The sequence below is a fragment of the Brevundimonas sp. genome (genome assembly GCF_041911375.1).
In the GTDB taxonomy this organism is placed as follows: Bacteria; Pseudomonadota; Alphaproteobacteria; order Caulobacterales; family Caulobacteraceae; genus Brevundimonas.
Genome location: NZ_JAYRPA010000039.1, coordinates 1 through 19335, shown reverse-complemented (window position 1 = coordinate 19335; position 19335 = coordinate 1). Strand labels below are relative to the sequence as shown.

At 69.8% G+C, this 19335-nt stretch carries 14 protein-coding genes and 1 pseudogene; 10 read left to right on the top strand and 5 right to left on the bottom strand.

Annotation, left to right across the window (positions count from 1 at the left end):
• Positions 1-33 precede the first annotated feature (33 nt).
• Entirely contained in the window at positions 34-1155 is a 1122-nt protein-coding gene (locus tag ACE3PU_RS08065) for an acyltransferase family protein (protein ID WP_374388500.1), read from the top strand.
• Here ACE3PU_RS08065 and ACE3PU_RS08060 read toward each other — a convergent pair.
• Positions 1152-1388, bottom strand: a complete 237-nt coding sequence (locus ACE3PU_RS08060; RefSeq protein ID WP_374388498.1) for a hypothetical protein — start codon at positions 1386-1388, stop codon at positions 1152-1154. The two genes, ACE3PU_RS08065 and ACE3PU_RS08060, sit on opposite strands and share 4 nt — an antisense overlap.
• A gap of 93 nt (positions 1389-1481) precedes the next feature.
• Here ACE3PU_RS08060 and ACE3PU_RS08055 point away from each other — a divergent pair, with 93 nt between their 5' ends.
• On the top strand, positions 1482-2471 hold the full coding sequence (locus tag ACE3PU_RS08055) for a helix-turn-helix transcriptional regulator (RefSeq protein WP_374388496.1): 990 nt from the start codon (positions 1482-1484) through the stop codon (positions 2469-2471).
• A 72-nt stretch (positions 2472-2543) separates the two neighbouring features.
• Entirely contained in the window at positions 2544-3983 is a 1440-nt protein-coding gene (locus tag ACE3PU_RS08050; protein ID WP_374388494.1) for a hypothetical protein, read from the top strand.
• On the opposite strand, the gene ACE3PU_RS08045 is transcribed toward ACE3PU_RS08050, so the two are convergent.
• The gene (locus tag ACE3PU_RS08045) at positions 3980-5413 is read right to left on the bottom strand and encodes a short-chain fatty acyl-CoA regulator family protein (RefSeq protein ID WP_374388492.1); all 1434 of its coding nucleotides are present in this window, start codon (positions 5411-5413) and stop codon (positions 3980-3982) included. The two genes, ACE3PU_RS08050 and ACE3PU_RS08045, sit on opposite strands and share 4 nt — an antisense overlap.
• A gap of 157 nt (positions 5414-5570) precedes the next feature.
• Between ACE3PU_RS08045 and aceA the strand changes: the two genes are divergently transcribed.
• On the top strand, positions 5571-6851 hold the full coding sequence (aceA, locus tag ACE3PU_RS08040; protein ID WP_374388490.1) for an isocitrate lyase: 1281 nt from the start codon (positions 5571-5573) through the stop codon (positions 6849-6851).
• A gap of 14 nt (positions 6852-6865) precedes the next feature.
• Positions 6866-7075 carry a hypothetical protein gene (locus ACE3PU_RS08035; RefSeq protein WP_374388488.1) on the top strand — a complete coding sequence of 70 codons (210 nt, stop codon included), beginning with the start codon at positions 6866-6868 and terminating at the stop codon, positions 7073-7075.
• A gap of 67 nt (positions 7076-7142) precedes the next feature.
• On the opposite strand, the gene ACE3PU_RS08030 is transcribed toward ACE3PU_RS08035, so the two are convergent.
• Complete coding sequence (locus ACE3PU_RS08030; protein WP_374388486.1) at positions 7143-8477, bottom strand: sigma-54-dependent transcriptional regulator; 1335 nt, start codon at positions 8475-8477, stop codon at positions 7143-7145.
• Positions 8477-10249, bottom strand: a complete 1773-nt coding sequence (locus ACE3PU_RS08025) for an ATP-binding protein (RefSeq protein ID WP_374388483.1) — start codon at positions 10247-10249, stop codon at positions 8477-8479. Before ACE3PU_RS08025 ends, ACE3PU_RS08030 begins: the two co-directional genes overlap by 1 nt.
• A gap of 299 nt (positions 10250-10548) precedes the next feature.
• On the opposite strand from ACE3PU_RS08025, the gene ACE3PU_RS08020 reads away from it, so the two are divergent.
• The 5 genes from ACE3PU_RS08020 (at position 10549) to ACE3PU_RS08000 (ending at position 18741) form a co-directional block, all read left to right on the top strand.
• A complete protein-coding gene (locus ACE3PU_RS08020) occupies positions 10549-11904 on the top strand; it encodes a dicarboxylate/amino acid:cation symporter (RefSeq protein WP_374388481.1) in 1356 nt (451 codons plus the stop codon).
• A gap of 69 nt (positions 11905-11973) precedes the next feature.
• Positions 11974-15030, top strand: coding sequence for a TonB-dependent receptor domain-containing protein (locus ACE3PU_RS08015; protein WP_374388479.1), 3057 nt, complete (start codon positions 11974-11976; stop codon positions 15028-15030).
• Between the two features lie 16 nt (positions 15031-15046).
• Entirely contained in the window at positions 15047-16381 is a 1335-nt protein-coding gene (locus tag ACE3PU_RS08010; RefSeq protein WP_374388477.1) for a hypothetical protein, read from the top strand.
• A gap of 67 nt (positions 16382-16448) precedes the next feature.
• Entirely contained in the window at positions 16449-17765 is a 1317-nt protein-coding gene (locus ACE3PU_RS08005) for a UDP-glucose/GDP-mannose dehydrogenase family protein (protein ID WP_374388475.1), read from the top strand.
• 1 nt (position 17766) lies between these two features.
• Positions 17767-18741 (top strand): NAD-dependent epimerase/dehydratase family protein, encoded by a 975-nt coding sequence (locus tag ACE3PU_RS08000; protein ID WP_374388473.1) that lies wholly within the window; start codon positions 17767-17769, stop codon positions 18739-18741.
• 13 nt (positions 18742-18754) lie between these two features.
• Here the strand turns inward: ACE3PU_RS08000 and ACE3PU_RS07995 are convergent.
• A pseudogene (locus ACE3PU_RS07995) lies at positions 18755-19335 on the bottom strand (TonB-dependent receptor); the annotation flags it as partial.

Below are 19335 nucleotides of genomic sequence, written 5' to 3'. Positions count from 1 at the left end.
CGCGCCGCCTCGGTTGACGCTATGGGGGCGCGGATGATCTCCAAGACGACCCGGTTCGAGGTGCTGGACGCGCTCAGGGGCCTTTGCGCCATCCTGGTGGTCTTCTTCCACCTGCCTGTCAGCAGCCATTTCCACGCCCTGCCGCTGACCCGCCACGGCTATCTGTTCGTCGATTTCTTCTTCGTCCTGTCCGGCTTCGTCATCGCCCACGCCTATCGCGAGCGGATCGGCTCGATCGGCGATGCGGGCCGGTTCCTGGTGCGACGGGTGGGACGGGTCTGGCCGCTGCACCTGGCGATCCTGGCCGCCTTCGTGGTGCTGGAGCTGTGTCGGCTGTGGTTCCGCTTCGACGCCGTGCCGCCGTTCACGGGCGACCGCGCGCCGGAATATCTGATCACCAATGTCCTGCTGGTCCAGGCCTTCGGCATCCATGATCACCTGACCTGGAACGGGCCGGCGTGGAGCATCAGCGTGGAGATGGGCTGCTATGTCCTGTTCGCCCTGATGCTGCTGGCGGCGCCGCGCCGGTTCACGCCGATCGCCGTGGTGCTGGCGATCCTGGGCGCGCTGGTCGTGCTGGCCTTCGCGCCGCGCTACATGAACACCACCTACAACTTCGGCTTTCCGCGCGCCGCCTACGGCTTCCTGCTGGGTTGCCTGGTGCAGCGCATCTGGAGCGCGGCGCCCGATCCGGGGCAGGGGCTGGTCAAATGGCTGGAGCCGGTCGCCCTGATCGCCGCCGTCGCCTACGTCTGGCTGGCGCGCGGCCCGTGGACGGTGGCGGCGCCGCTGATCTTCGCCGTCTGCATCTGGGTGTTCGCTTCCGAGGCGGGGCGGGTGTCGCGCTGGCTGTCGGTGCGGCCGCTGCTCAGGCTCGGCCACTGGTCCTATTCGATCTACATGACCCACATGCTGGTCATCACGGTCATGCTGATCGTGGCGCGGCGGACCGGGATCATGGAGAACCGGCGCGTTGACTTCGGCTCGATATGGCTGAACGACCTGTTCGCCCTTGCGGTGCTGGCCTTCATCATCGGCCTGTCGGCCCTGACCTATCGCTGGATCGAGACGCCCGGCCGCGACTGGGTCAACGGCTGGCTGAAGCGGCGGGACGCGCGGCGCGCCCGGCCCGTCCTCGCCGCCGAAACGGCTTAGGCCGCCATCCGCCATTCGGGCTGAACCTGGCCGAAGCGGCCTTCGTCCCACAGGGCGTCCTCGTCCGAGTAGCGGGCGCTGGCGGCGGCGGAGACAACATCCACCACCTGCTCCTCCAGCCGGTCCCAGATGACGGCCAGGTCGGCGCAGCCGTCGGCCTCGCACGGGACGATGATGTAGCGTTCGGTGTTGACGGCGGCCAAGGCGGCGGTCTGGGGGCGGAAGCGGGCCATGTCGTGATCTCCTGAAGCGTTCGCCTCTTGTCGATGGGGACGTTATGGCGCAGCATTACGCCAGAAACGGACGTATCATTTCGAGGGCGCGCGGTGCGGCACGACAAGGCGGCGATGGTGATCGAACTGGCGCGGCGCATGGCCGCCAGCGCCGAAGGCCTGACCATCGACGAGATGGCGCGCGACATGCGCGTGGGCCGTCGCACCGCCGAGCGGATGCGCGACGCCGTCTTGATGCTGTTCCCGCAGGTCGACGAGGTGTCGGACCCGCCGACCAAGCGCTGGCGAATCCGGGGCGGGCTGTCTGCCTTCGAACAGGCGCCGACCGCCACCGAGATGCTGGAGCTGACCAAGGCGGCGGCGGCGTTGAACGCCGCCGGCGAACCGGCCCGCGCCGCCGCGCTGGAAGGGCTGGAGCGCAAGATCAAGGCGGCGATGCGCTCGACCACCCTGAACCGGATGGCGCCCGATCTGGAGGCGCTGGTGCGGGCCGAGACGATCGCGGTGCAGGCCGGGCCGCGTCCCTCGGCGGACGAAGCCATGCTGACCGCCATTCGCGGCGCTGTGCTGGCGCAGCAGCCGCTGGGCTTCACCTATTCCCGGCCGGGGGCCGAGCCGCGGCGGCGCAGCGTCGCACCCTGCGGGGTGATGTTCGGCCGCGCCAACTATCTGGTCGCCGCGGACCGCGAGACGGGCCGCATCCAGACCTTCCGCCTGGACCGGATGAGCCATGTCGCCCCGCAGGAGGGCGTGGCCGCGCCGCCGCCCGATTTCGACCTGAGCGTCTTCGCCAGCCAGTCCTTCGGCATCTATCAGGACGAGATCGAGGACGTGGTCCTGCGCATTTCGCCCCAGGGCGCCGCCGAGGCGCGCGGCTGGCGCTGGCACCCGACCCAGAGCTTCGAGGACCAGCCGGACGGGTCGGTGATCGTGCGCTTCCGCGCCTCGGGCATGCGCGAACTGGCCTGGCACCTGTTCACCTGGGGCGAGCAGGCCGTGATCCTGGCGCCCGAGCGGCTGAAGGCGGTCATGGCCGGGGAACTGGACGCCGCCCGACGCGCTCTGGACGCCGCCGGACGATGATCAAGGCTTAAGATGACGCAGGCGTCTCGCCGCTCTAAGCCCTCGTATCTCGTCCCGTCAGTGGAGAACCGAATGCCCAGTCGCCCGGCCGTCGCCGCGTCCCTTCTGGTCCTGTCCGCCGCAGTGTCGGCGGCGGCCTGTGCGCCCGTCGCCCCGCCGCCCCCGCCGCTCGCCTTGCTGGAACCGCGGGTCGAAGTCTCGGTGGTGCGCGACGGCGACGACTGGAGCGTCGATTACGTGCTGGATCGGGACGCGCCGGCCTGGGCCTTCTTCAACTCGGCGCTGCTGCGCGACAGCCGGCGGCCCTGGCGGCCCGACTGGTGGACGGTCCAGACGCCCGGCGTCGTCATCGAGCGGGTCGGCGACTATGACGTGCTGCGCACGACCGACGGCGGGCCCGTGCCGCGCCGGGTGCGGATCCGGATGCAGCCGCGCGCCGGCGACCTGGAGGCGGCCTATGATCCGGCGCTGGTGTTCTCCGACGGTGCCGTCGCCCTCTATTCCGAACAGTTCGACGTCATCCCGCTGGACACGGCCGCCGCCGCCCGCGCCCTGCCGCGCGACCTGAACGGCGTCGAGGTGCCGGGCGGTCCTGCGCGCGTGACCTGGCGCGACCAGGCGGGACCGGTCCTGTTCAAGGGCGAGCGGCTGCCGAAGGTCACCGCCGTGGAGGCCCAAACCTATGTCCTGTTCGGCGATGCGGCCACGCGCCAGGGCGAGGGCGTGACCACCGTGGTGGACCCCGGCCTGCCGCGCTGGCTGGGCGAGGAGCTGGCCGGCTTCACGCCGCGCGTCATGGGCTATTACGCCCGGCGGCTGGGCGCGGCGCCGGGCGATGCGCCGACCCTGATGGTCAGCTGGACCGGCCCGACCCGTTCTATGTCCAGCATGGGCGGCAGCGTCCTGCCGGGCATGATCTCCATGAGCTTCGAGGGCGAGGGGGTGCTGAACCCCGACCGTGAGGCGCTGGACCGCGCCCACTGGTTCATCGGCCACGAGGGGGCGCATTTCTGGCTGGGCCAGGCGGTGCGCTACGAATACGCCCGCGACATGTGGATCACCGAGGGCGGGGCCGACCTGATGGCCGTGCGGGCGCTGAAGAGCCTGAACCCCGCCTATGACGCGCGGGCGGAGCTGCAGACCGAGGTCGACGATTGCGTGCGCCTGTCGCAGGGCCGGTCGATCGTGACGGCGGCCGAGCGGGGCGAGCACCGGGCCTATTACGCCTGCGGCGCCGTGTTCGCCATGGCGGCCGAGGGCGCGCAGAAGGCCCGGACCGGCGGCGACTGGTTCGACTTCCTGAAGCCTCTGCTGGTCCAGCCGGACGGCGTTTTGACCCGCGAGGAATGGCTGTCGGCCCTGACCGGCGTGTCGCGCGACCCCTCCCTGCGGCTTGGCGTGGAGCAGCTGCTGGACCAGGGCGCGGCCGACCCTTCCGCCGTCATCGCGCGCCTGTTCCAGCGCACGGGCGTCGCCTTCCGCATGGAGGGCGGGCGGGTGGTGCTGCTCTAGTTCGCCGCCGCGAACGGATAGGGGCTGACCGACTTGGACCAGTCGTCCACCGCGAGCGGGCGGTCGATGGGGGCGGCGGCGCGTTCGGCGCAGGGGTGGCGGTGGCACAGGCGGCAGGCCGGGCCGATGGGCGTGGCCTGCGGCTGCTCCAGGTCCAGGCCGCGCGCATAGGCCAGGCGGTGGGCGTGGCGCAGTTCGCAGCCCAGGCCGACGGCCAGGTCGTGCGCCTCGCCGTAACCGTCGTGGCCCTGGCGCTCGACGGTGCGGGCGAAGGTGAACCAGCGGTTCCCGTCCGGCGTCTCGATGATCTGGGTGACGATTCGGCCGGGCGTGCGGAAGGCCGAGTGCAGCCGCCAGCGCGGGCAGGCGCCGCCGAAGCGCGAGAAGGGAAAGGCGCCGGCCGCATAGCGCTTTGAGATGTTTCCCGCCTGATCCACCCGCATCAGGAAGAAGGGCACGCCGCGCGCCGACGGTCGCGACAGGGTCGTCAGCCGGTGCGCCGCCTGTTCGTAGCTGACGCCGAAGCGGGCCTGAAGCCGGGCCAGGTCGTAGCCGGTCGCCTCGGCCGCCCGCTGAAAGGCGGCGTAGGGCATCAGGATGGAGGCGGCCAGGGTGTTGGTCAGGGCGACCTTCAGCAGGGACCGGCTTTGGGCGTCCGGCGCGTTCGCCGCCTCGGCCATGGCGTTCAGCGCCGGACCGTGCTCGGCCAGGGCCAGCTGATAGGCGAGGGCGAAGGCGCGCGACGACGGGCCCAGGGTCTCGGACAGCAGCAGGCGACGGCGATGCAGGTCGAAGCGGCGGGTCCATTCGACCATCACCTCGGCCGGCAGGGTGCGGACGCCCAGGTCGTGTTTCGCCGCCAGCCGCTGGCGCGCCGCCGGTTCGAAGCCGTCGCCGTGGGCGGGGGCGTCGGCGGCCAGGGCGTCGGCCAGGGCCTCGCCCATCTGGTCCAGCTCGGGGAAGTGGTTGCCGCGCGCCTGGACGTATTCGCGCACCCAGTCGGCGGGGCTGGCCTCCAGCAGGCCCTCGCCCGTGTCGGCGGCGGCGCGGGCCCGCGCGCGCTGGTCGTCGAAGGCGCGGTACAGGCGCAGCAGGGCGTCGGCGGCGCCCGGCGCCTCCTCGATCAGCTGCAGCAGTTCGTGGCGCGGCACGGACAGGCCCTTGAACAGCGGATCGCTGAGCGCCTCGGCCAGTCGCGCTTCGTCCGCCTCTCCGCCCTGGTTCAGGGTGCGCAGGTCGACGTCGTAGGTCTCGGCCAGCCGCAGCAGGAGCTGGGCCGAGACTGGGCGCTGATTGCGTTCTATGTGGTTGAGATAGCTGGGGGAAACGCCCAGGTCGGCCGCCATGGCCGTCTGGGTCAGCGACAGGTCGCGCCGCAGCCGCTTCAGCCGCGCGCCGAGAAAGAGCTTGCGATCCGTGGCCGTGTCCATGGTCACAGAATGTCACGTGCTCTAGCCAAAAGCAAAGTCATATTGTGACATCATGACTTCGCCATCGGCAGCTGTTGTGTATCGTTCGTGACACTGGCGTGTTCTTTGTTTCCGAGACGGCGGCTCCGGCCGCGCCCTTCCAGAGACGAGATCGACCATGACCACCTTCGACGACCTGGTTCCGTCCCCCGCCGGCCGTTTCGACGGCATCGAGCGGCCCTACACCCCTGAGGACGTCCTGCGCCTGCGCGGCTCGGTTCCGATCACCTATTCGCTGGCGGAGCGCGGCGCGAACCGCCTGTGGCAGCTGCTGCACGACGAGCCCTTCATCAATGCGCTGGGCGCCGTCACCGGCAACCAGGCCATGCAGATGGTGCGCGCGGGCCTGAAGGCCATCTATCTGTCCGGCTGGCAGGTCGCGGCCGACGCCAATACGGCCGGCGCCATGTACCCGGACCAGTCGCTGTATCCGGCCAACGCGGCGCCGGAACTGTGCCGCCGCATCAACCGCACCCTGCAGCGCGCCGACCAGATCGAGCACGCCGAGGGCGGCGCCAAACGCGACTGGTTCGCCCCCATCGTCGCCGACGCCGAAGCCGGCTTCGGCGGGCCGCTGAACAGCTTCGAGATCATGAAGGCCTTCATCGAGGCGGGCGCCGCGGGCGTCCACTTCGAGGACCAGCTGGCCAGCGAGAAGAAGTGCGGCCACCTGGGCGGCAAGGTCCTGATCCCGACCCAGGCGCATGAGCGCAACCTGGTCGCCGCGCGTCTGGCCGCCGACGTCTGCGGCACGCCGACCATCACGGTCGCGCGGACCGACGCCGAGTCAGCCCAGCTGATCACCTCGGACATCGATGAGCGGGACCAGCCCTTCATCGATCGCGACAACCGCACGACGGAGGGCTTCTTCCGCCTGAAGGAAGGGACCGGCTTGGACCACTGCATCGCGCGCGGCCTGTCCTACGCCAAGATCGCCGACCTGCTGTGGTGGGAGACCAGCCACCCCGATCTGGACGATGCGAAGAAGTTCGCCGAGGCCGTGCAGAAGCAGTATCCGGGCAAGCTGATGGCCTACAACTGCTCGCCCTCCTTCAACTGGAAGGCCAAGCTGGACGACGCCACCATCGCCAAGTTCCAGCGAGAGCTGGGGGCCATGGGCTACAAGTTCCAGTTCGTGACCCTGGCCGGCTTCCACGCCCTGAACAACTCGATGTTCGAGCTGGCCGACGGTTATCGCGACAACGGCATGGCGGCCTATTCGGAGCTGCAGCAGCGCGAGTTCGCCAATGAGGCGCGCGGCTACACCGCCACCCGCCACCAGCGCGAGGTCGGCACAGGCTATTTCGACCAGGTCGCCACGGTCATCTCCAACGGCACGTCGTCCACGACCGCGCTGAAGGACTCGACCGAGACCGCCCAGTTCACCCACGCGGCTTAAGGAAAGGACCCTTCATGGAACCGCTGACCCGAACCGAAGCCATCATCGACTTCTGCCTGGCGCCCCTGTCGCTGGACGCCGGCACCGAGGCCGAACGCGAGGTGCGCCGCCGCATGACGCACGTGCTGCGGACCTATCAGGCCAAGATCGCCAACCCCGTGGCCGTCGACTTCTCCAACATGCCGTCGCAGGTGATCAACGAAGCCGCGCACGGCTACGAGTAGCCGCCGAAGAACCCTGAACCCAGGGGCTGGGCACGCCTCCTGGGTTCCGGGTTCGCTCTTCGAGCGCCTACGCCCTGAACGCCGACGGCTTGAGCCCGTGGCGCTGCAGCTTGTCGTACAGCGTCTTTCGGGGCACCCGCATCTCGGCCAGCACGGCGGCGATGTCGCCGCGATGGGCCTCCAGGGCGCCGCGCAGCAGTTCGCCCTCGAACCGGTTCAGGCGCTCGGGCAGGCTCAGGCCCTCGTCCGCGGGCCGCGCCGTCTCCTCCAGCGACAGGGCCACCCGCTCGGCGAAGTGGGCCAGTTCGCGGATGTTGCCGGGCCAGTCCGCCTCCAGCAGCCGTCGCCGCACGCCGTCGCCGATGGCCGGCGGCTCGATCCCGTGGCGGTCGGCGGCCCGGCGCAGGAAGTGCGCGAACAGCAGGGGAATGTCCTCGCGCCGTTCTCGCAGCGGCGGGACGCGCAGACGTACGACGTTCAGCCGATAATAGAGGTCTTCGCGGAACGTGCCCGCCCGCGCCGCCTCGCCCAGGTCGACCTTGGACGAGGCCAGAACCCGCAGGTCCAGCGCGCGGGGCTCGTTGGCGCCGATCGGATGGACCTCGCGCTCCTCCAGCACCCGCAGCATCTTCACTTGCACGGTCAGCGGCATGCTCTCGACCTCGTCGAGGAACAGCGCGCCATTGTGCGCCCGCTCGACATGGCCGACACGGCGACGCAGGGCGCCGGCGAAGGCGCCCAGTTCATGCCCGAACAGTTCGCTCTCGATCAGGCCGTCGGGCAGGGCGCCGCAGTTGACGGCGACGAAGGGCGCCAGCCGGCGCCGCCCGCCGTTGTGCAGGGCGCGGGCCACGGCCTCCTTGCCCGTGCCGGTCTCGCCCTCGATCAGCACGTCCATCCGGGCGTCGGCGATCTGGGCGATGGTGGCGCGAAGCGTGGTGATGGCGCGCGAGGATCCCGCCAGCGGCAGCTCCTGCCCGCCCTCGGCGGCGATGGCCGCCAGCCGCCGGTTCTCCAGCACCAGGCCGCGCTTCTCCAGCGCCCGGTTCAGGCTGTCCTGCAGCCGCTCGAACGGAAAGGGCTTGGCCACGAAGTCATAGGCGCCGTCGTGCATGGCCGCGACCGCGTCGGCGATGTCGCCGTGGCCGGTGATCATGATGACGGGCAGGGCCGGGTCCAGCGCCTGCAGCCGACTGAGCAGCTGGCGGCCGTCCAGGCCGGGCATCCGCAGGTCGGTGACCAGCACGCCGGGATAGTCCGCGTCGATCGCCTTCAGCGCGGGCTCGGCGGCGGCGAAGGCGCGCACGTCGTAGCCCTCCAGCATCAGCCGTTCGGCCAGCGCCTGGCGGAAGTCGGCGTCGTCCTCGACCAGGGCGACGGCGGTCGGTCGGGTGAACTCCATCACGCGGTCCTCAGGGCGGCCACGAAGGTCGCGCCGTCTTCGCTGTCGATCAGATCCAGTTCGCCGCCGAAGCCGGCGACGATGTCGCGGCAGATCACCAGGCCCAGGCCCAGGCCGTTGGCGCGCGTGGTGACGAAGGGGGTGAACAGCTGGGCGCGCACCTCGGGCGGCACGCCTGGGCCGTTGTCGGACACGATCAGGCGCACCCGGTCGCCATCGCGCGTCACCTTCAGCAGCAGACGCGGGCGGTCGCGGCCTTCAAGCGCCTCGGCGGCGTTCTTGACCAGGTTGACGATGACCTGTTCCAGCCGGAAGCGGTCGGCGCGCACCGCCACATCCGCGTCGCCCTCGCGCACCAGTTCGACGCCGCCCTCGTCCAGCCGGCCCCGCGTCAGCAGCAGGGCGCCGTGGATGGCGTCCTCCAGCCGGACCGCGCCGATCTTGGGGTCGGTCTTCTTGGAGAAGATCCGCAGCTCCTGGGTGATGGCGCCGATGCGCTGGGTCAGGTCGCCGATCCGCGCCAGGGCGCCGCGCGCCTTGTCGGGATCGTCGCGATCCAGCAGGACGCCGGCGGTCTCGGCCTGGGTCTGGATGGCGGCGACCGGCTGGTTGATCTCGTGCGCCACGCTGGCCACGATCTGACCCAGCGCCGCCAGCTTGCTGGCCTGCACCAGCTCGTCGCGCAGCAGTTCGCGCGCGGTCTCGGCGCGGCGGCGCTCCTCGATCTGGCGGTTCAGGGCGGTGTTGGCCTCGCGCAGTTCGCGGGTGCGTTCGTCGATGCGCCGCTCCAGCTCCAGGCGGGCCTCTTCCTCGGCGCGGGCGCGGGCCAGATGCTGCTGACGACGCCGCAGCAGAACCGCCGCCACGCCCGCCAGCAGGGTCACGACCAGCGCCGCCAGCGCCCGCGCCGTGGCTGCGGCGACGTCGATGGCGCCGCGCGTGGGGGACAGCAGGTGCAGGGTCCAGCCCGGCGTCTCCGTGCCGACCTCGGCGTGCATCCATCGCTGGTCGGCGCCGTCCGCGGCGGCTGTGACCAGGCGCGGCCGGTCCCCGGCGGGGGTGACGAAGGGCAGGGGCCGCAACGCCTCGGGCCGCAGGGTCTGGTCCGTCAGGGTCAGGCGCCGGCGGCGCTCGTCCAGCGGCTCGGTGGTGCGGAACCGCCAGTCCGGCACGCTGGTGATCAGCACCACGCCGCCCGGATCGACGACATAGGCCGGTTCGCCCGAGGCGCGCCATTCGGCCTCCAGCGCGTCGAACTCCACCTTGACCACGACCACGCCCAGCGGCGTCCCGTCGGCGCGGTCCACCCGGCGCGCCAGATAAAGGCCGGGCCGCCCCGACACCGTGCCCAGGGCGAAGAACTCCGCGCGGCCTTTCTGCAGGGCGTTGATGAAATAGGGCCGAAAGCCATAGTCCGCGCCGACGAAACTGGTCGGCAGGCGCCAGTTGCTGGCGGCGCGCGTCCGCCCTCCGGCGTCGATCAGATAGATGGCGGCGGCCCGCGTCTGGCGCGCCAGATCCTCCAGCTTGTGATTGACCCGGTCGACCTGCGCCGGCTCGGGCGCGGCCAGCAGGCGGGCGATGTCGGGATCGCCGGCCAGGGCCAGCGGCAGGGAGCGGTGCTTCTCCAGCTCGCTGCGCAGCACCGCCGCGTGCAGCGCCGCCGCCGCCTCGGCCTGCCGGGCCAGCTCGCTCTCGGCGTCCCGCCGCGCCGCCTCGCCCGCGCCCAGGGCGGCCAGGCCGGCGACGACGATCCACAGGCCCGCGAACAACGCCCATCCCGGGCGTCTCGAGGCGCGAGTCGGAAGCGATGCGGCGGCGGCGTGGGGCATGGATGGATTGTGCGGAAAATCGCACTACGGCGCCAGACCCATAGGCGGCTGATCGCACAAATTCCCGTCCCGTGTGGGGCGTCTGTCGAATTAACGTAACGCTGTCAGTGTGTTGATGGATATTCGAGAGTCGTTTGGGTCCGCGCGACGCTTCCTCGATAGTGACGACATGGAGCGTGGCGAAGATCGCGCCCGTCGAGGAGACTGCGGGAAACCGTCCCGCACATCAGGAGCCTTTCGTGATCCCAGTCCCTTCCGAGACCGCGCCGGCCGTCCGCCGGCCGTTCTATCGCCACCTGTATTTCCAGGTGCTGATCGCCATCGCGCTGGGCGCGATCATCGGCCACTTCTGGCCGGTCTTCGGCGAGAGCCTGAAACCGCTGGGCGACGGCTTCATCAAGCTGGTGAAGATGGTCATCGCCCCGGTGATCTTCCTGACCATCGTGACCGGCATCGCCGGGATGCGCGACCTGAGCAGCGTGGGGCGGGTGGCGGCCAAGGCCTTCGCCTACTTCCTGACCTTCTCGACCCTGGCCCTGATCGTGGGCCTGATCATCGCCAACATCGTGCGGCCCGGCGACGGGCTGAACATCGACCCCGCCACGCTGAACGCCGGCGCCGTCGAGCAGTACGCCGCCGCCGCGCACGAGAGCACCATCGTCGGTTTCCTGATGGGCGTCATTCCCGACACCCTGGTCAGCGCCTTCTCGACCGGCAACATCCTGCAGGTCCTGTTCGTGTCGATCCTGTTCGGCGTGTCGCTGGCCCTGATCGGCGAGCGCGCCCAGCCGGTGCTGGACCTGTTCGAGACCCTGAGCATCGCCGTCTTCAAGCTGGTGGCCATCGTCATGAAGGCCGCGCCGATCGGCGCCTTCGGGGCCTTCGCCTTCACCATCGGGGCCTACGGCATCGCCTCGATCGCCAATCTGGCCGCCCTGATCGCCACCTTCTACCTGACATCGATCATCTTCGTGGTCGGCATCCTGGGCTTGGTCGCCATCGCCAACGGCTTCAACATCCTGAAGCTGATCCGCTACCTGAAGGAAGAACTGCTGCTGGTGCTGGGCACCTCCAGCTCCGAGGCCGCCCTGCCCAGCCTGATCGCCAAGATGGAGCGCGCCGGCGCCGCCAAGTCGGTGGTCGGTCTGGTCGTGCCCACCGGCTATTCGTTCAACCTGGACGGCACCAACATCTACATGACCATGGCGGCGCTGTTCATCGCCCAGGCGCTGAACATCGAGCTGACCATCTGGCAGCAGATCACGCTTCTACTGGTGGCCATGCTGTCGTCCAAGGGCGCGGCGGGCATCACCGGCGCGGGCTTCATCACCCTGGCCGCCACCCTGTCGGTGGTGCCGGACGTGCCGGTCGCCGGCATGGCCCTGATCCTGGGCATCGACCGCTTCATGAGCGAGTGCCGGGCCCTGACCAACTTCATCGGCAACGCCGTGGCCACCGTGGTTGTGGCGCGCTGGGAAGGCGCGCTGGACCGCGACGCCCTGAACGCCGCGCTGAACGGCGAACCCGCGCCCATCGCGGCCACACCCGATCCGGCCGCCGGGCCGGGCGACGACCTGGTCCTCGCGGACGACTGAGCCGCGCGGACGAATTTTGGAAGGCGGGACCGTCGACGACAACGGCGGCCCGGGAGGAGGAGACACGAGATGCAGACGAAATTCACCCTGATGGCGGGCGCGGCCTCGGCCGTTCTGCTGATGTCGGCCGGCGCGGCCCTGGCCCAGGAGGCTGCGAGCGCCGCGCCGGAGGGCCAGCCCGCCCAGGTCGAGGATATCGTGGTCGTCGGCTCGCAGATCCGCGGCGCTTCGACCACGGCCGCCCTGCCGGTGACGGTCGTGACGCAGGAAGAGATCGTCGCCACCGGCGCGGTCAGCGGCGACGATCTGCTGCGCTCCATTCCCCAGATGGGCGACGTGCTCTTCTCCAGCGCCAACAACCCGCAGACGTCGAACGCGGCCCGCGGCGACGTCAATTCGGTCAACCTGCGCTCGCTGGGCGTCGGCAACACCCTGGTCCTGCTGAACGGGCGCCGCATCGTCCAGCACCCGACCAGCCAGGGCACGTCCGACACCGGCACCGTGCCGGTCCTCAGCTACAACTCCAACGCCATTCCGGTGTCCGGCCTTGAGCGGCTGGAAGTGCTGCTGGACGGCGCGGCGGCCATCTACGGCGCCGATGCGGTGGCCGGCGTGGTCAACACCGTGCTTCAGGAAGACTTCGACGGCCTGGAGATGAAGGCCCAGTACGGCGGGGCCGAGGGCACCCACAGGCGCGAGTTCACCCTGGGCCTGTTCGCGGGCAAGGACTTCGAACGCGGCAACATCTCGGGCTTCCTGGACTATAGCGACCGCACGGCCCAGCGCGCCGAGGACATGGACTACACCGCCTCGGACGATCGTCGCGCCCTGTTCGCCGATATCGCGGGCTACGAGACCTCGACCGACACGGACGCCCGCTCCTCGTACACCTCATGGGCCAACTTCCAGACGCCGTTCCGGGTCCGCCGGGGAACGACGAACCTGACGTCGACCGCCGGCGCCTTCCACAACCAGCCCTCCGACTTCGGCTGCACGGCGCCGATCGGCGGCGATGTCTGCCTGGCCAGCGGCAACATCAGCTACAGCGGCGCCGGCCGCGAGCTGCGCTATGACACCGCGCCCGGCACGACCGTGTCGCCCGATGTCGAGCGCCTGAACCTGTTCGTCTCCGGTCACTACGACCTGGACAACGGCGTCACCGCCTTCGGCGAGCTGGGCTACTACACCGCCAACACCCAGAACATTCAGCCGCCGACCATCCTGCTGAACCAGCTCTGGATTCCGGCCAGCAACTACTGGAACCCCTTCGGCCCGGTCACCTTCGCCGACGGCACGCCCAATCCCAACCGCCTGTCGGGCCTGACCAATGTCCCCGCCGGCGGCACGGACGTGAAGCTGGTCCGCTACCGTTTCAACGACCTGGGCGAACAGGTGGTGGACGTTGAAAACTGGCAGTCCCGTATCCTGGGCGGTCTGCGCGGCGAGTGGCGCGGCTTCGACTGGGAAAGCGCGATCCTGTATTCGGAGGCCGAGGCCACCGACAGCTCGAACGCCGTCAATCTGACCGCGCTTCAGGCCAACCTGGCCCTGTCCACGCCGGACGCCTACAATCCCTTCAGCGGCGGCTGTGTCGACGACACCAGCGCCGGCGACTGCACGCCCAGCTCGCAGGCGGCCATCGACGCCATCACCACCGACCTGACGCGCGTGTCCAAGACGACCCTGGCGCTGTGGGACTTCAAGGTCAGCCGTCCGGACCTGTTCACCCTGCCGGGCGGGCCGGTCGGGATCGCCATGGGCGTGGAGGCCCGCAAGGAGACCCAGCGCGACGACCGCGACGAGGACCTGGACGGCACCAACGTCTTCGTCGACGCCATCAGCGGCGCAACCAGCATCTCGAACATCGCCGCCGTCAGCTCGAACCCGGACACCTACGGCGAGCGTGAGGTCTATTCGGCCTATGTCGAGTTCGCCGTGCCGGTGGTCTCGCCCGAGATGAACGTGCCGCTGGTCCGCAGCCTCGATTTCCAGATCGCCGGCCGGTACGAGCACTATTCGGACTTCGGCGACGTCGCCAAGCCGAAGATCGCCATGGCCTGGGACATCGTCGACGGCGTTCGCGTTCGCGGGTCCTATTCGCAAGGGTTCCGCGCGCCCAACCTGGAGCAGACCAACGCGGCCCAGTACGCCCGCCTGTCGACCAACAACGACTACATCCGCTGCGAGGCGGACCTGCGTCTGGGCCGGATCGCGAACTTCAACGAATGCTCCCAGCCCGCCAGCGCCTCGCTGCTGGTGTCGGGCAACCCGGACCTGGAGCCGGAAGAAAGCACCAACCAGTCCATCGGCCTGGTGTTCCAGCCCTGGTTCATCCCCGAGCAGTTCGGCAGCTTCACCTTCACCATCGACCGCTGGAAGATCGAGCAGGAGAAGATCGTCGGCCTGCTGGGCGCCCAGTCGAACGTGGTGCTCGACTATCTGAACATCCTGCAGGGCACGACCAACGAGAACGTCAACCGCGCTGCGGTGACGGCCGACGACATCGCGTTCTTCGAAGGCAGCGGCATCACGCCTGTCGGTCAGATCACCTCGATCGAGGATCAGTTCATCAACCTGCTGCCTCAGACCGTGGAAGGCCTGGACATCGGCGTGCAGTGGCGTCTGCGCGACACGCCCTGGGGCGACTTCCGCGCCAGCCTGAACGCCGCGCATCTGATGGAATTCAACCGCTCGCCCGGCCCGCTGGTCGAGTCGCTGTTCGAGGCGCGCGAACAGGGTCTGATCAACGAGAATACGCCGCTGCCGATCTCGGAAACCCTGCTGGCGCGCAACGGCCGGCCGGAATGGCGGGTGTCGGGCTCGCTGACCTGGTCGCAGGGTCCGTGGCAGGTCGGCGCCTTCACCCAGTACATCAGCTCGGTGACCGAGACGGGCTTCCTCAGCACCGAGGGCGACGCCTGGACGGTCGACAGCCAGCTGACCGGCAATCTGTACGGCCAGTATGAGTTCGAGGACGGCTACGGCTTCGCCTCGGGCACGACGATCCGGATCGGCGCGCGCAACATCACCGACGAACAGCCGCCGCTGACGTCGGAAGGCTATCTGGGATCGCTGTACCGTCCCTATGGCCGCTACTGGTACGTCAACGTCTCCAAGACGTTCTGATCCAAGGAGGCGAAGGATGCGCTCGATCCCGATGCTGGCGGCCGCCGCCGCCCTGACGCTGATCGGCGCGCCCTTCGCCGCCGCCGCCCAAACGACGCAGCCCGTCGCCGCCCCGTCCGATCCCTCCCCGGACCCGGCCGCCTGTCCCGACTTCCTGCCGCAAGAGACGCGGTGCTGGTCGGGGCGGGCGGCGAAGGGGGGCTTCTACTGGATCGCCGTGCCGAAGGACTGGAACGGAACTCTGGTGGTCCACGCCCACGGCGGCCCGCGCACGGCCACGCCCGAGGCGAACGATCCGCTGGAGGACCTGGAGCGGTTCTCGATGACGGTGAAGGAAGGCTTCGCCTGGGCGGGGTCGACCTACCGTCGCGGCGGCTATGGCGTGCGGATGGCGGCCGAGGACACCGACGACCTGCGCCAGATTTTCTGGGACGCCTTCGGCCGGCCGCGCCGCACTCTGCTGCACGGTCAGTCGTGGGGCGGAAACGTCGCCGCCAAGACGGCCGAGCTCTACGCCCGCGACGCCGAGGGGCAGGTGGTGTGGGACGGCGTGGTCCTGACCAGCGGCGTGATCGGCGGGGCGACGCGGACCTATCGCTTCCGCGCCGATCTGCGCGCGGTCTATCAGTTCTACTGCAACAACCATCCCGCGCCGGACGAGACCCAGTACCCGGTCTGGCAGGGTCTGCCGCTGGACAGCGATCTGAAGCGCGCCGAACTGGCCGAGCGGGTTCAGGCCTGCACCGGCGTCGGCCTGCCCGAGGACCGCCGCACCGCCGAGCAGAAGCGCAACCTGGCCGACATACTGGCGGTGACGGGCGTGGACGAAGAGCATCTGGTCGCCCACCTGGCCTGGGCCACCTTCCTGTTCCAGGACATGGTGCAGAAGCGGCTGGACGGCCTCAATCCGTTCGACAACAGCCGCACCGTCTATCAGGGCTCGCACGACGACGCGGCGCTGAACGCCGGGGTGCAGCGGTTCACGGCCGACCCCATGGGGGTGGCGCGCCTGGCCTATGACGCCGACCTCAGCGGGCTGATCGCGGCGCCGACCCTGACCATCCACGGCAAGGCCGACCCGACCGCCTTCGTGTCCAACGAGGCGCTCTATCGCGATACCGTGGCCGCCGCCGGCCGATCGGACCTGCTGGTTCAGACCTTCACCGACGAGGCCGAGCACAGCCGGTTGTCGCCGCCGGAGTACGTCGGCCTGTTCCAGGCGATGATGCGCTGGCTGGACACAGGCGAGAAGCCGACGCCCGACAGCATCGCCGCCCTCTGCCAGGCGGCCGCGCCGCGCTACGAGGGCGGCTGCCATTTCGATACGGATTTCCGACCGACCGCGGACTGAGCGAAAGCCTATGGCCCCGGCGCGGGCGCCTGTCCTATAGCGGGGCGTTCGCCACGGGAGCATCTGTATGCGCGTCGCCATGATCGGGTCCGGCTATGTCGGCCTGGTGTCCGGAGCCTGTTTCGCCGACTTCGGCCACACGGTGGTCTGCATCGACAAGGATCCGTCCAAGATCGAGCGGCTGAACCGGGGCGAGATTCCGATCTTCGAACCCGGCCTGGACGACCTGGTCGAGACGAACGTGCGCGACGGCCGCCTGTCCTTCACCCAGGACGGCGCCGAGGCGATCCGCACCGCCGACGCCGTCTTCATCGCCGTGGGCACGCCCAGCCGGCGCGGCGACGGTCATGCGGACCTGTCTTACGTCCATGCGGCGGCCGAGGAGATCGCCGGCCTGATCCAGGGCTTCACCGTCATCGTCACCAAGTCGACCGTCCCGGTCGGCACGGGCGACGAGGTCGAGGCCATCATTCGCCGGGTCAATCCCGAGGCCGACTTCGCCGTGGTCTCCAATCCCGAGTTCCTGCGCGAGGGCGCCGCCATCGGCGACTTCAAGCGGCCCGACCGCGTGGTGGTCGGCGTCAACGAGGGCGAGACGGCCGAGCGCGCCCGCGCGGTGATGAGCGAACTGTATCGCCCGCTGAACCTGAACGAGAGCCCGCTGCTGTTCACCAGCCGCCGCACCTCGGAACTGATCAAATACGCCGCCAACGCCTTCCTGGCGATGAAGATCACCTTCATCAACGAGATGGCGGACCTGTGCGAGGCGGTCGGCGCCGACGTGCAGCAGGTCGCGCGCGGCATCGGCCTGGACAAGCGGATCGGCGCCAAGTTCCTGCACGCGGGCCCCGGCTACGGCGGCTCCTGCTTCCCCAAGGACACCATCGCCCTGGTGCGCACGGCCCAGCAGTACGGCGCGCCGACGCGGCTGATCGAGACGACGGTCGAGGTCAACGACGCCCGCAAGCAGGCCATGGCCGGGCGGGTGGAGAAGACGCTGGGAACCAGCGTTCAGGGCAAGACCGTCGCCCTCCTGGGGCTGACCTTCAAGCCGAACACCGACGACATGCGCGACGCCCCCTCGCTGGACATCGCGCCGGCCCTGATCGCGGCGGGTGCGCGGGTCCAGGCCTTCGATCCCGAAGGCATGCACGAGGCGGCCAAGCTGCTGGACGGCGTGGAGATGAAGGACAGCGCCTATGACGCCGTCCAGGGCGCCGACGCGGTGGTCATCGTCACCGAATGGGACCAGTTCCGGGCGCTGGACCTGGACCGGGTCAAGCTGCTGATGAACCAGCCCGTGCTGGTCGACCTGAGGAACATCTATCGTCCCGAGGACATGGCGCGGCGCGGCTTCCGCTATTCCGACATCGGGCGGGGCTGAGATGGCGGGGCCGGTCATCGTCACGGGGGCGGCCGGCTTCATCGGCATGCACGTCGCCGAGCGGCTGCTGGATCGCGGGGAGACGGTCGTCGGCGTCGACGTCTTCAACGCCTATTACGACCCCCGCCTGAAGGAAGCGCGCGCCGCCCGGCTGGAGGGACGCGCGGGCTTTCGCATGGTCCGGGCCGACATCGCCGAGCACGAGGCGATGCGCGCCCTGGTCGCCGACAGCGGCGCCGACCGGGTGGTGCACCTGGCCGCCCAGGCGGGGGTGCGCTACTCGCTGGAGAACCCCTTCGCCTATGAACGGTCGAACCTGGCCGGGCATCTGTCGATCCTGGAGGCGTGCCGCCACGCCGGCGTCGAACATCTGGTCTATGCGTCCTCCAGTTCGGTCTATGGCGACCGGCCGCTGGAGGGGCAGGGGTTCCGCGAGGATGATCCGACCGTCAGCCCCGTCTCGCTCTACGCCGCCACAAAACGGTCGTGCGAGCTGCTGAGCCAGAGCTATGCGCGCCTTTACGGCTTTCCGCAGTCGGGCCTGCGCTTCTTCACCGTCTATGGCCCGTGGGGCCGGCCGGACATGGCCTACTACAGCTTCACGCGCAGGATCGTGCGCGGCGAGCCGATCGAGGTCTATGGCGAGGGCCGCATGGCGCGCGACTTCACCTATATCGACGATATTGTCGACGGGGTGCTGGGCGTGCTGGACCACCCGCCTGCACGGGGCGCGCACGAGGTCTACAACATCGGCGACAGCCAGCCGGTCGGCCTGATGGAGATGATCGCCACCCTGGAGGCCGCGCTGGGCGTTCAGGCGAACAAGATCATGCGCCCGATGCAGCCCGGCGACGTCACCGCCACCTATGCGGACGTCTCCAAGCTGAACGCCCTGACCGGCTACAGGCCCAGGGTCGCGCTGACCGAGGGCCTGCCCCGCTTCGTCGACTGGTGGCGGTCGTTCGAGAACGGCTGAGGGCCGCGACCGATCAGAACAGGATCTTCCGCAGGTTGATGCGGAACACGCGGCCCTGCGGGTCCAGATAGTCGGCCTGATAGTTGACCGGCTGGGCGCCGTCGCTGGAGGTGGCGGTCACCCGGTCGTCGAACAGGTTCTGCACCCCGACGCCGACGCGCGTGCCGTTCAGGATCGGGAAGCGCGCGACCAGCGACTTGCGCTGCGACAGGTCGGCGAAGGCGAACAGGTTCACCGTCGTGCGGTCCGAGAACTCCAGGTCCGGCGAGCCCAGGGCGTCGCCCTCGACCGTCGTGCCCGCCTTCCAGTTGGCGTTCAGGAAGGCGCCGTAGCCGTTCCTGAAGGCGCCGGCCTGCAGCTGCACCTCATGGCGCGACTGGCCGCCCGACCCGCTGATGGAGTCGCCGTCCAGCAGGTCCAGCGGCGCCAGTCCGTCGCGGATGACCACCTCGTCCTGGACCCGCCAGGTGTGGGTCAGCGACAGGTTGAACATGCCCTGGCCGGGCTGCATGTTCGCGCCGCGGCCGCCGCGCATGCCGCCGCCGGGAGGGCCGCCCATGCGCATGACCTGGCCGCCGCCGCCCGGCCCGCCCG